Below are 12,771 nucleotides of genomic sequence, written 5' to 3'. Positions count from 1 at the left end.
GTGCCGGACGCCTTCCGTCCTGACCGCTCCGGGCTCTATTCGGTCGTGTCGGGGGTTTGGTCGAAGGCCGCGTCGATCAGTAGTTCCGAGGCGCGGGTGGGGTCGGAGAGGATGGCGAGGATGACGTGGCGTTGGTCCCAGCGGCCGGCCGCCCAGGCGAGGGCCTTGGCCAGACCGTCGAAGGTCGCGGCGTGGGGTTCGCCGTTCTCACTCACCCACCAGGAGACCTCGACGCCATCGACGGTGAGCTCCTCGTGTTCCCACCACAGGGCGGGCGTCTGCGGTACCAGTTCGCCCACGATCGCCGGTACGTCGGCCTCTGTGCCCAATCCATCGATCTTGCCCTCGGCAACTTCTTGCGCCATCGGCAGGTCGAGCAGATCGCCCAGCCCGTCCGCCACCACACCCGACCCCACCACGAAGCCGCCGAGATCCCCACGCTGCAACCACATCGGCGCATCCGCCACGACAGCCTCCCCCGCCGCAACAATCACCGTACGCCCAGCGCCCTCCGAGCCTCCGCCCGGACCGAACTCGAGGAGCGCGCCTCGCTCCTCGGCCACGGCCCCGCCCGACTCGTCGCCTTGCCAGCCGAGCGGGCCAGCGGATTCGGCGGTGAGGACGCGGATGTGCGTAGGAGGTTCCGAGGCGTAGACCGTGAGGCGGCCGAGGTGGTTCCAGAGTCGCAGGAGCGCGCTCTCTCCGACCTCTCGCGCCGGATCCGCCAACCGGGTAAGGACTTGCGCGACTCCGTCGGCCTCGAGATCGCCGACCTCGCGGACCAGACCGACCGCGGTACGCACCTCCGGATCCAATCCAGCCGTCCACTCCGGCGCCGGGTCGAGATACTCCGCCAGCACCGGGTCGGCCTCGGGGTCCGCGCGGCCGGCCAGCGGTTCACCGTCAGGCAGGATCAGATGTTCCCGGATCCACCACGCCGAGTACGACGGCCCGCCGACCGCCCGGTCGTCCGGACCGACCACGCGGACCGTCTCCACCAGCGCCCGCCGGAGTTCAGGTGTCGCACCGATCAACTCGAGCACCTGCGGCCACGCGTCGTCGACGACCCAGTCGAGATCGCGGATCGCCGCCACCTCCCCCACCGTCGCGCCGAACCTCGACCCGCCCGGCGCCACGTCGTACGCCCAGTCCTCGATCCCGTCCAGGTCGGCCAGCGACTCCGGCAGGTCGTCGAGTACGACATCGGACGCAGCCACGGTCGCGAGCGAGTCGAGCACCCCGATCGCTTCCAGAGCAGGGATTCCGAACCGGTCGACGACCGTCTGATCGATCGGCGCCACCTCTTCGTCGTCGAGTACGGCCGCCGCGGCCGATCCGGGAATCACCAGCGCGTTGGCGGGCACCAGCTCGCCCTCGGCATCCCGCAGTGCGAGGTCCGCCAGCCACCACAAGCCGTCCGCCTGGGACGGGTCGGCGGCGACCACCGTCAGGACGGCGTCCGCGATCGCCTCGGGATCATCCGCATCACCGGAATGCTCGACGGCCGACCGGACCGCGCTGTCCTCCAGCAACGCACGCGGCGTCGTGGGAAGCGCTCCCAGCCGTTCCAGCGTTCCGTGCACCGCGTCCGGGTGGACGACCCGTACGCCGTACTCGCCGAACACAGCCAGCACGTTGGCCGCCAACTCCTGGCCGGGCAGAAGCAGACCCCGGACCCCGCGAACCAGCCGGCCGTCGGCCAACGGAACCGGCAGGGTCCCGAGAGACTCCCGCAGCAGCGGATCCGTGACCATCTCGGAGAGCGCTCCATAGATTTCCCGCCACCACTCGGGCGGCCGCGTCTCTGCCACCGTCCCCAACTGGTCGACGAGGTCGGCGAGTTCGAGCCGCCGGACGCCGAGCGCGTCCAGCGCGGTCCGGTCCTGGCGAGGTGAGGCAATCAAGCCGGGGACGAGCGGCGCCATGGCAGCGTTGAACGCGTCGTCCGAGCCTTCGATGGCGACCGCCTCCCTGGGCGGCAGCATCGATCCGTCGTCGACTGCCCGAAGCAGTGGAGTCGTGGGCGACGCCGCAAGGATCGCCTCCCGCACCGCCCGGTCGAGCCCGCCCGCCGCCAGTCCGACAGGCACCAGCGGCAGGATGTTCGCGCCTTGCTCGGCACGGTTTCGCAGCAGCTCCGCGTACGCCGCCGCGGCTTCGGCGACGAGCCGGTCGGTCAGCGGTCCCGCGGCGACATGCCGGCGGGACGGATCGAGCGGAAAAGTTGCCAACAGCAACGCCGGGAGGGACAGCGGCTCGTCGGTCGGGGTCGGAGCGTGCACGGTTCGGGGTACCGTGGCCAGCGGATCGCGCGGAAGCGCCCAGAGGACGGACCAGTGCGGACGCCAGCGCTCTTCGGTCGGCCGATCCGCGAGCAAGCGCTCTCTGTCGTTCTCGTCGAGGATCCCGCTCGCGCGCTGTACGTACCACCGTGACTCGGCGTCGACGAGTTCCCGGACATCCCCGTCGAGGTCGATCTCGATCCGTTCCAGGCCGGGAAGCGCGAGCAGCAAGGCATCATCGGCTTCGCCGAGCAACCGGCGTACGAGTTCTGACGCCGCTTCGTCCCGCAGCGGCAGGATCACCGCCGTGTCGTACCCCTCCGGCGGTTCCCCGTCAGCCTCGAACGGCAGACGCAGGACGGGCACCTGCCCATCACGACGCCGTACTTCGTCCGCCAGGCCCGGCGACCCGGCGCCCGCCTCGGCGACCGCGGCAGCACTGTCTGCTCGCGAGAACCGGACCCCACCGGTCCGGGACAGGATCACCGGTTCATCGGTCACTGCCAGCACTGCCGAGAACCCGACGCCGAACCGGCCGACGCTGGCTTCGGCATCATCGCGCTTGGCCGATGCCCGCAAAGTGGCGAGCGACTCGACTCCCTCCGCGGACAACGGCGTACCGGTGTTCGCGACGACCAGCGTGCCGTCACGGAAAGAGAAGTGCACGCCGCCGGGAACGCCGGCCCGGGCCGCCGCATCCGCGGCGTTCTGCGCAAGCTCGACCACGACCCGGTCAAGGTAGCCGCCGAGCGCCAGGTCCTCCTCGGCGTTCGCGTCCTCCCGGAACCGCACCGGCGCGGCGGCCCAGGCGGTCAACACTCGTTCACGAATCGCTGCGGTCCCGAAGACGTCGATCACCCGAGGAGTATGCCTGCCCGGCTCACCGCGTCCAGCGCCGGTCCGGGAGGTGAGGACTAGATTGACCGGGGTGAACTTCCGAGCACTGATGCGAGGTGACGATGACGCTGCCGGCTGATGGGCACGTGCACAGTGAGTGGTCGTGGGATGCCGACCGTGGCGCGATGGAGGCGACCTGTGCACGGGCGGTGGAGCTCGGCGTGCCGGCGGTCTCGTTCACCGAGCATGTGGATTTCACCCCGTTCCGGGCCGGCTTCCTGGTCGAGAACTTCGGGCATCTGGTCACCGACGGGATCTTGCTCGCACCCGTGCTCGATGTCGCCGGATACCAGGAGTCCGTGGCGAGGTGCCGAGCGAAGTTCCCGGAGCTGCGGATCCTGGCGGGGATGGAGGTCGGGCAACCTCACCTGCACGTGTCCGAGGTCGCCGAACTCCTTGCCCAGGGCACCTTTGAGCGCGTGATCGGCTCGCTGCACTGTCTGCTCGACGGCGACGAGTTCGCCGAGCCGTGGGAGCTGTTCCCGCACCGGCCGGCCGACGAGGTCTTCCGGGAGTACCTGGCGGAGATCCCGCGGATGGTGAGCGGGTCGGAGGCGTTCGAGGTGTTCGCCCACATCGACTATCCCGTGCGCTCCTGGCCCGGCGGCAGCGACGCCTTCGAGCCGGGCGACTTCGAGGACGAACTCCGGCACGCCCTGAGCGCGCTGGCCGCGGGAGAGCGCGTTCTCGAGATCAACACCCGCGTTCCGCTGCACCCGACGATCCTGAGGTGGTGGCGAGAGTGCGGCGGCCGCCGCGTCACGTTCGGCAGCGACGCCCACACGCCGGACGCACTCGGCCTCGGTCTCGCCGACGCTGCCGCCCTGGCGGAGTCCGCGGGCTTCCAGCCCGACCGGAACCCCGAGGATCCCTGGACGACCGCGAACTGAAATCCCGGTCGAGACTATTCCGAACGGGCAGCCCGGGTTTGACGGCGTCCTCCGTGCCGTGTTGGAGGAACGCCCGCACATCGTGACAGCAGACCGGCTATCTTCGGTGCGGTGATCTCACCTGGCAGTCGCTATGTCGCTCTGGGCAGTTCGTTCGCTGCCGGGCCCGGAATCAAACCACAGCTCGACAAAGCGGCCGGTCGGTCAGGGCGCAACTACGCGCACCTGGTCGCCGAGGCGCTCGAGCTGGATCTCGTCGACGTCACGTACTCCGGTGCGACGACGGCCAACCTGCTGTCCGAACGGCAGAACGAGGCGGCGCCGCAGATCGATGCCGTCGGCCCCGAAACGGAACTCGTCACGGTGACTGCCGGCGGCAACGACCTCGACTACATCGGGACGTTCCTGCGCGGCAGCACGATGAACACGTTGGCGCGCCCGGTCGGTCTGGTCGCCAAGCGACTCGGTAACCGGATCCGCGCCCGGGTCAGCTACCTGAAGGACCAGAGCGAGTACGACGCCGCGGCCGATTCGCTGAGCGAGGTCGTGACGCGGATCAGACAGAGCGCTCCCCGGAGCCGGATCCTGCTCGTCGACTACCTCACGCTGGTCGGACCGGGCACCCGCCCGAGGCTCGACGTACCGCTCAACGAGGAGCAACTGCCCAGCGTCGTACTGATGGCCGAAGGGCTCGCGGCAGCCTTCGCCGAAGCAGCCGAGAGAACCGGCGCGGAACTGATCACCGCATCAACCGCAAGCCTCGACCACGCCCTCGGCTCCCCCGAACCGTGGACCACCGGCTTTCGCCTGGGCCGCGGCACCCCCTACCACCCGAACGAAGCCGGCATGCAAGCCGTAGCAGCCCTCATCCTCAATCACCTCCGCACCCACCCCTGACCCAAGAGCCCCGATGTACGGAGCGAGACCGCCCACCCCACTCCACAACAGCCCCAGGTGAACGGGAGCGAGACCGCACTCCGCACTCCGCAACAGTGCGCGATGCGCGGAGCACCTCCCGCTCCGCGGAGCGGGAGGTGGGAGCTGCCGTCGGTAGGGGTGCGGGGTTATGCCGGGGCTACGCCTTCGGGGTGGATTTCTACTTGTTGGTTGAGGGGGCGGCCGCCGGGGCCGGGTGTGCGGGAGATGTGGAGAGCGATCTCCAGGACCCGTTCCTCCGAGGCGACGTCGACGACCCAGTAGCCGGCCAGGACCTCCTTGGTCTCACTGAACGGCCCGTCGGTGACGATCGGCTCGCCGTCGTCGCGCGCCTGCAGGGTCTTCATCTGGTCCGGACCTGCCAGCCCGCGCTCCTCGACCAGTTCGCCGGACTCGGCCAGATCGCGATCGAGATCCTTCATGTACCGGACCATCACGCCGAGATCCTCCTGCGACCACGCCGCGGGCATCTCTTCCCAGCCTTGCTTGTTCGTGTGCATCAACAGCATGTACTTCATCAGTCCGCATCCTCCAGGTCGGTCCACGCGACGGCACTCCCGCGCCACTCACGAACGACGTCGGAGCCGGATGCCGGTTCTCGACACGTCGGCACCCAGCGCTCTGTCTATCAGCTCCGAGGCGTGTAGACGTACGGCGTGGTGGTGGTGACCGCGAGGAATCCCAATCGCTGCAGGATCGGCGAACTGTCGTCCGAGGCATCCACCTGGAGGTACTTGTAACCGAGTTCGACCGCGCGAGCGGCGCGCACAGCGACCAGCGCCTTGTAGATCCCCTTGCCGCGCCACTCGGCCAAGGTGGAGCCGCCCCACAACCCGGTGAAGTCCGTGCCCTTCTTGTAGACCGCCCATGCGGCAGAGACGACCTCGCCGCCGGCCTCCGCGACGAAAATGTCGGTGAGACCGGTTGCCTGGCGCCGGATCAGGTCGGCGGTGAGCCAGGACCAGTCCTGGTTCCAGACCGTCGACTCCATCGCCGCGATCCGCGCGAAGTCGGCCTCCTCGGCGGTACGCCGGATGGTGACGCCGTCGACGTGGTCACGCCCGCGCAGGCGCTCGACGATGTCCGCGCTCTCCGCGATCACCACGGTTTCCCGCTCTTCAGGCACGAACCCGGCCGCGATCAACCGGTCCGGCAAATCCGCGGGCCGGTCATGACCGCGGGTCTTCCACTCCACCGGCTGGTTCTTCGCCGCGAAGTAGTCGCGTTGCCGCGCGATCAACGCATCGAGATCCTCGACACCCTCGAGAGAGCGGTAACTCACGAAGCCGCGGTTCGGGTACTCGACCCGGATCACCGGCCCGTCGGTACTGGTCGGCACGTCGGCCGCCTCGGAGCCGCCGCGCAGTTGGTCGTCGTACGCCGTCAGCAGGACGGCCGCCTTGTTCGTCGTATCAGTCACCGCAGGACTCTGACACGATCCTGGGTCCAGCCACCCTCTTTTCGACCCTCCTCGAAGGAGTCGTGACCGCCTGGCGAATCGCGCTCAACAGCCGGTGACGGGTGCTCCGCGTCGTACGGCGTGCTTGGCCGCCCGCACCCGGGTTCACGCTGCGGCGCATGTCATCGGCGACGCGCTGTTGTGCCAGCAAGAGGTTCATCGGTTCCATCGGTCTGCGCTCCTGTCCCGGGCTCCCTGGTGGGTGCCTTCACGGATACGTCGGAACCGATCGACCGGACTTGTCATCGCCGGAGCGGAATTTCACGGCCTGTCGGTGGCGAGCACCAAACGGCGGAGCAGGACGATGAGTTGATCCTGCTCCGTGCGGCTCAGTTCGCCGACCAGTTCCTGCTCCACCCGGCTGATGTCGCCGATGCCCTGCTGCCAGATCTCGAGGCCGGCTTCGGTCAGCATCGCGACCACCTTGCGGCGGTCGTCGCGGTCGTTCTCCCGCACCACATAGCCCTGCCGCACCAGCGCGTCCAGCCTGTTCGTCAGCGTTGCCGGCGACAGGTTCAGCTGGGATGCCAACTCGCCGGGCGTCGCCCGGTACGGCGAACCGCCGCGGCGCAGCATGTGCAGTGTCTTGAACTCCCACCACTGCAGACCATGGCCGGCCAGCACGGCATCGCGGCGCCGGTCGAGGTACTTGGTCAGCACGTGCAGCCGGGTCGCGACGGCCTCGACCCGCAGATCCATCTCCGGTAGCTCGCGGGCCCACAGGTCGATGTGGTCGTCGATGAAGTCCTTCATGGACCAAAGTATTCAGCCGTTGAAGGTTTGTTGTCAAAAGTTTCGACATCGAAATACTCTGCCGCCATGACCCAGATCGCGCTCTCCCCCGTTCTCCAGTCCGCCGGTGCTCTGATGCGCGCCGGCCGCTGGCCTGAAGCCACCCAGTTGCTCGAAGCCGTCACTCCTGGCGATCCCGCCGAGGCCGTCGCCGTCGCTGCCCTGCGGGCTGAGGTCGCCGTTGACCAGGACTTCGCCCAACTGCTCGACACCGCGCAGGACCCCTTGGAGCGCTTCGAGAAAGCGCTCACCGAGTCTCCCGACACCACGCTTGGCTGGGATCTCGCCTTTCTCAAACTCCGCAAGGCCTACGGGATGGCGCTCCGTACCCGCGATCAGGTGACGGCGGAAACAAGTCTCGAACTGAGCGAGCAGGCCGCGAAGTTACAGAACAGCGCGCCTGATGAGGGGCGCGCCGGGCATGCTGCGTTCTATGCGGGGATGATCGCCGAGCACCTCCGTGAGTTCCCCGAGGAAGCGTTCGCGCACCTGACCGCCGCCTTCGAACTCGGCGAACGCTCAGGCGACAAGATGGTGATCTCACTCGCGCTGCGGCACCTCGGCGATCACGCCCACACGGCCGGGGATCTGAAGCTCGCCCGCGCCCACTGGGAACGCTCCACGGAACTCCGCCAGCAGATCGGCCACCTCCTCGGCGCGTTGGCCCAGCAGACGCTCCTCGCGGTCCTCACCCGCGACGAGGGCAACCCTGTCGGCGCAGCCGCCATCGCCACCGAGGTCAACCGCTGGTCCCGCCAGGCAAACCTCCCCTGGCTGATCACAGAATCAGCAACCCTGATCCCGAACCGCACCACCTGACCACGTTCACCTGCCAGGCCGACTCTCGGACGACCACGCGGGAGTGAAGATGACTTGGCACCAGAATCCGCAACCCTGACCCCGGAGCCTGCCAGTTGATCCAGGTCAGGCGGATTCTCGGATGACAAGACGGGGGCTGAAGATGACTGAGGTGGGTTGGATCGTGGGGTCGGCGATGCGGGCGAGGAGGAGGCGGGCCATTTCGGCGGACATCTCTTCCAGGGGCTGGGCGATGGTGGTGAGTCCTGGTTCGGCCTGGCGGGCGGGCAGGCTGTCGTCGAAGCCGACGACCGCGACATCGTCAGGCACCCGGCGACCATGATCCCGTAGTACCTGGAGAGCGCCTTCGGCCATCAGGTCGTTGGCGACGAAGACACCGTCCAAGGTGGGGTGATCGCGCAGCAACTGCGCCATCGCGAGCTCACCGCTCTCCCGCGTGAAGTTGCCGATGGCAACCGGTACGTACGGCCGGCCGTGCTGGGCCATCGCCTGCCGGAAACCCTTCTCGCGATCCTGCGCGGCCAGCACGGCGGGCGGACCGGAGATGGTGGCGATGTTCCGGCAGCCGCGCGCGACCAGCCGCTCGGCAGCGAGCGCGGCACCCTTGTCATGGTCGAGGTCGACGAAGCTGATCGGCGTCGGTCGCCCTGGCCTGGCGAAGAGCACGGCCGGCAGACGTTCGTCGACGAACAATCCGGGCAACGGGTCGTCGGCATGGGTGGAGACCAGGAGCGCACCGTCGGCGCCACCCCGGCGTACGTAGGCGATCGCCTTGGCGCGCGCCTCGTCCGAATCGGCCAGCACCAGCGAGGGGTGGATTCCCTCATTACTCAGGTGTTTGACCACCCCGCCGGCGACGCGACCGAAGAACGGATCTCCGAACACCTGCTCGGCCGACCCGTCCGAGCCGGACAGCACCAGCGCGATCGAGCCGGTCTTGCCGTTCACCAGCGTCCGCGCGGCCGTGTTGGGGACGTAGCCGGTCGTCTTGACGGCCCGCTGCACCTTCCGGATCATCTGCGCGTTGACCTTCTTGCTCCCGTTGATCACCCGGGACGCGGTCGCCCGCGAAACGCCGGCCACCAAGGCGACATCTTCCAAGGTGGGCTGGCGATCCGCAGACTTCGTGCTCATGGCACCGGATCGTATCTCTGTCAACGCCGTCTCCCCTGTCCTTCGTCCACAGGCCCGACGACTGCTGCTGCGCAACGACAGAGCCGCCGGGCTCAGTGAATCTCTCAGCGCCGGTAGATCCCGAATTCGTACAGCGAGTACCCGAAGCCGCTCCCCCGCTGGGTGCCGGTGAGCCGGACGTACCGGCCCGATCCGGCCAGCGCGAGATCGTCCACGTCACCGTTCCCGTCAGCGGTGCTGTAGAGCGCTCTCCACGCGTTCCCGTCGTCGGAGACCTCAATCCGGTAGGACCGCGCGAACGCGCTCTCCCAGATCAGCTGGACCCGATCGAACGACTGCACCGAGCCGAGATCGACCTGGATCCACTGCGGATCCGACCAGTCGCTCGCCCAGCGGCTGGTGTTGTTCCCGTCCGTCACGTTCGACGGCGGGTACGGCGCTCCGTTGCCGACCTGCTGGTACGACGACGCCGTCGCGGGCCGGCCGCGGGCGATGTTGGTGCCCTGGACGGGTGGAGCGACGACCCGGAACGACCTGGTCTCGATTCCCACGTTCCCATGCCCGTCACGCACATAGTCGTAGAGCTTCCACACCCCGAGCCGCTGCGGCACGGTCACCGTGAACGGGCCGTTCCCGGACGACGGCGTGGTCACCAGAGCACCACTGCCGTCGATGTACTTCCCACCGACCTTGAACTCGTGCGTCAACGCGTCCCCATCAGGGTCGGTCACGTTGACGTTCACCGAGATCGTTCCGCCGGCCGGGACATCCGCGGTACGGCTCAGCGTCATGTTGCTGATCACCGGTGCCGTGTTGCCGCCCTGCTGACCACCGAAGGCCTGGCGTACGGCGTACCACGACAGCCGTTTCTCGCCGGCCGGCGTGAGGTTGAACCAGACGGCTCCGAAGTCGTTTTCGGTGCCGTAGTGGAAGAGCGTTGCACCAAGGGCGACTCCCGCGTGCCCGGTGATGCAGTTCCACGCCTGCAGATAACCGTCGCGCTTCTGCACGTCCGTGGGCTCGTTCGGTACTCCGTTGGCGTCGTTCGGGACCTCCCACTCACCGGCGGGTCCGGCCTCGGTGACGATGTACGGCTTGGTGTAGCCACCGTTGATCCAGTCCTGCTTCACCTGGCAGATGTGCCCGTACGAGTTCACCGCGAGCAGGTCGAGATCGGGCGTGTACTGCTTGAAGTAGGGCCACGCTCCGGTCCACGCGTCGGTCGAGGTGACCGGGTGGTTCGGATCGATGGCGTGGATCGCCTTCGTCGCGTCGTTGACGAACTTGGCGTACGCGATGCGCTGATTCTCCAACTCGGTGCCGGAGAAGCAGTTCTGCATGCCGAGCACGGACTCGTTGCCGACGTTCCAGAGCAGCACGCCCTGGTTGTCCTTGTACTCCGTCGTCCAGCGCTGGATCTCGGCCAGCATGTTGGCCTTGTACGCCGTGTCGGTCACGTAGTTGACGCAGCCACCGCTACCGGGTCCACCACCGGGCTGGAGCCAGTAGCCGGCGATCACGCGCATCCCGTTCGCGGCCGCGGCGTCGAAGAGCGGCTTGGAACTCGCATCGGTCCCCCAGGTCCGGACGGTGTTGACACCGATCGACTTCAACTCGGGCAGCCGTTGAGCCGCTTCGCCGGCCGGCGGACCCCAGGTGAGTCCCTTGATCTGGAAGGGCGCGTTGTCGACGAGCAGTTGCCAGTTGCCCTGACTGCCGGCGATCCGGACCGTGCCGGTGCCCTGCGGCGGACCGCTGGTGCCCGGGGTGCCGTGGACTTCGAACTCCCACAGCGAGTACCCGTAGCCGCCGACGCGCTGAGTGCCGTAGAAGCGCACGTAGCGGCCGTTGCCGTTCACGTTCAGCGTCTCGGTACCACCGTGGCCGGTGGTCGTGCTGTAGATCGACTGCCAGCTCTGCGCGTCGTTCGACACCTCGATCCGGTACGCCGTCGCGTAGGCCGCCTCCCACCGTAGGACCACCTGGCTGACATCAGCCGCGGCGCCGAGGTCAACCTGCAGCCATTGGGGATCACTGAAGGGGGTCGACCAACGGGTGTTGAGATCGCCGTCGACGGCCGCGGATGCCGGCGTACCGGCGCCTTCGATCGCTGAGGCGGTGACCGGTTTGCCCTGTGAGAGAAGGGTTGCGGCGTGGGCGGGTTGGGCCAGCAGGACGACGTTGCCGAGCAGCACGGTGGCAGCCGCGACCGTGGCGGCGACTGCCGAGCGGACACGACGTCTGCGCCTTTCCGGGCGCGGCCGGTCGTGACTTGTCACGAAATTCATCGGGGTACTCCTCGCTGTGAGGGCGGAACGGCACAGCGACCGGCGGAGGGGACGTGCGACGCCGGTGGCCGAGAGATCAGAGAGCGCTCTCTCGTGGAGCTGATGGTTGCCGCTGCGTTGGCTGGTTGTCAACGTCTCGTCACGCTCAGCCGGTTCCGGAACCACGCGACTCTTGACAGCCGGAAGGGCCGGGCCGAGGCTGTTCCAGAGAGCGCTCTCCCGCGATGTGTCCCACCGCGGGCCAGCCGCCGTAGTCGCACTGCCCTAATCGCATTGCCGATGGCCACCGCCCCGCGGAAATCCCCCGACAGGAGGAGCTCCGTGTTCACACGAAGGAAGAAAGCCCTGTCCGCCGGCGGCGTCGCCGCCCTGACCCTGGCCGCCCTGCTGACGGCCGCGACCGGTAACCCGGCCCAGGCCGACGACCTGGTCACGCACCACGAGTTCCAGGTCAACTGCACGGTTCACCACCGCGCGACCAACGACCCGATCGTGTTCCCGAACATGCCGGGTGCTTCCCACGAACACAGCTTCGTGGGCAACACCACCACCAATGCCGCCACCACGCTCGATTCGCTGACCGCGGCCGGCGCCTACTCGACCACCTGCCTCAACCCGGACGACCTCTCGGCGTACTGGTGGCCGACCATGTTCCGCGGCGACCAGCCGATCATCCAGACCTGGGCGCAGACCATCTACTACAAGTCGGGCATCCTGCGATACCAAGATGTTCGTCCGTTCCCGCCGGGCATCCGGTTCGTCGTCGGCAGTCCGGCCGCGACCCAGGAGCAGTTCCGGACCTCACCCGGTGCCGTCGAGGGCTGGGAGTGCGGCGACAGCTCGCACAACTGGGACTTCCCGGCGAACTGCCCGGCCGGTACTCAGCTCAACGTCCGCTACCAGGCGCCGAGTTGCTGGGACGGTGTCCACCTGGACTCCGCCGACCACAAGAGCCACATGGCCTACCCGGTCAACTACGTCTGCCCCGCCGACCACCCGGTCGCCGTACCGATGCTGGAATTCAAGATCGCGTTTCCCGCCGACGGAGACGAGAGCCAGATCCACCTGGCCAGCGGCCGTGGATACTCCTGGCACTACGACTTCTTCAACGCCTGGGACCCGCAGACACTGGCGGCCTTGGTGAGCCACTGCATCAACGGCGGACTCCAGTGCAACTCGCGAGGTTTCGACCTCTACAAACCCGACCGAGGCCAGGTCCTCGGCGACAACTACCGCCTGCCCGGCCGACCGTAGTACCGACCGACTCCTGTGGT

Annotated in this window: 10 protein-coding genes; 4 read left to right on the top strand and 6 right to left on the bottom strand. The window is 68.0% G+C overall.

Annotated features, from left to right (window positions below):
- Positions 1 to 35: 35 nt before the first annotated feature.
- Positions 36 to 3,140, bottom strand: coding sequence for a sacsin N-terminal ATP-binding-like domain-containing protein (locus tag EV138_RS29800; protein WP_133982919.1), 3,105 nt, complete (start codon positions 3,138 to 3,140; stop codon positions 36 to 38).
- Between the two features lie 101 nt (positions 3,141 to 3,241).
- Between EV138_RS29800 and EV138_RS29795 the strand changes: the two genes are divergently transcribed.
- The gene (locus tag EV138_RS29795) at positions 3,242 to 4,069 is read left to right on the top strand and encodes a PHP domain-containing protein (RefSeq protein ID WP_133984535.1); all 828 of its coding nucleotides are present in this window, start codon (positions 3,242 to 3,244) and stop codon (positions 4,067 to 4,069) included.
- A 111-nt stretch (positions 4,070 to 4,180) separates the two neighbouring features.
- A complete protein-coding gene (locus EV138_RS29790) occupies positions 4,181 to 4,966 on the top strand; it encodes an SGNH/GDSL hydrolase family protein (protein WP_202867000.1) in 786 nt (261 codons plus the stop codon).
- 167 nt (positions 4,967 to 5,133) lie between these two features.
- Here the strand turns inward: EV138_RS29790 and EV138_RS29785 are convergent, their stop codons facing one another.
- The 3 genes from EV138_RS29785 to EV138_RS29775 form a co-directional block, all read right to left on the bottom strand.
- Positions 5,134 to 5,523 carry a YciI family protein gene (locus EV138_RS29785; protein ID WP_133982917.1) on the bottom strand — a complete coding sequence of 130 codons (390 nt, stop codon included), beginning with the start codon at positions 5,521 to 5,523 and terminating at the stop codon, positions 5,134 to 5,136.
- 110 nt (positions 5,524 to 5,633) lie between these two features.
- Complete coding sequence (locus EV138_RS29780; RefSeq protein WP_133982915.1) at positions 5,634 to 6,425, bottom strand: GNAT family N-acetyltransferase; 792 nt, start codon at positions 6,423 to 6,425, stop codon at positions 5,634 to 5,636.
- A 300-nt stretch (positions 6,426 to 6,725) separates the two neighbouring features.
- Positions 6,726 to 7,217, bottom strand: coding sequence for a MarR family winged helix-turn-helix transcriptional regulator (locus tag EV138_RS29775; RefSeq protein WP_133982913.1), 492 nt, complete (start codon positions 7,215 to 7,217; stop codon positions 6,726 to 6,728).
- 66 nt (positions 7,218 to 7,283) lie between these two features.
- On the opposite strand from EV138_RS29775, the gene EV138_RS29770 reads away from it, so the two are divergent.
- Positions 7,284 to 8,075 carry a hypothetical protein gene (locus EV138_RS29770; RefSeq protein ID WP_133982910.1) on the top strand — a complete coding sequence of 264 codons (792 nt, stop codon included), beginning with the start codon at positions 7,284 to 7,286 and terminating at the stop codon, positions 8,073 to 8,075.
- Between the two features lie 105 nt (positions 8,076 to 8,180).
- Here the strand turns inward: EV138_RS29770 and EV138_RS29765 are convergent, their stop codons facing one another.
- Both EV138_RS29765 and EV138_RS29760 read right to left on the bottom strand, forming a co-directional pair.
- Positions 8,181 to 9,209, bottom strand: coding sequence for a LacI family DNA-binding transcriptional regulator (locus EV138_RS29765; protein ID WP_133982908.1), 1,029 nt, complete (start codon positions 9,207 to 9,209; stop codon positions 8,181 to 8,183).
- 104 nt (positions 9,210 to 9,313) lie between these two features.
- On the bottom strand, positions 9,314 to 11,497 hold the full coding sequence (locus EV138_RS29760) for a discoidin domain-containing protein (RefSeq protein ID WP_133982906.1): 2,184 nt from the start codon (positions 11,495 to 11,497) through the stop codon (positions 9,314 to 9,316).
- A gap of 321 nt (positions 11,498 to 11,818) precedes the next feature.
- Between EV138_RS29760 and EV138_RS29755 the strand changes: the two genes are divergently transcribed.
- Positions 11,819 to 12,751, top strand: a complete 933-nt coding sequence (locus EV138_RS29755; protein WP_133982904.1) for a DUF1996 domain-containing protein — start codon at positions 11,819 to 11,821, stop codon at positions 12,749 to 12,751.
- Positions 12,752 to 12,771: the final 20 nt, after the last annotated feature.

Origin of the sequence: Kribbella voronezhensis (assembly GCF_004365175.1) — a bacterium.
Taxonomy (GTDB): Bacteria; Actinomycetota; Actinomycetes; order Propionibacteriales; family Kribbellaceae; genus Kribbella; species Kribbella voronezhensis.
The sequence above is the reverse complement of the archived record's forward strand: the minus strand, read 5'-3'. Positions and strand labels throughout refer to the sequence as shown.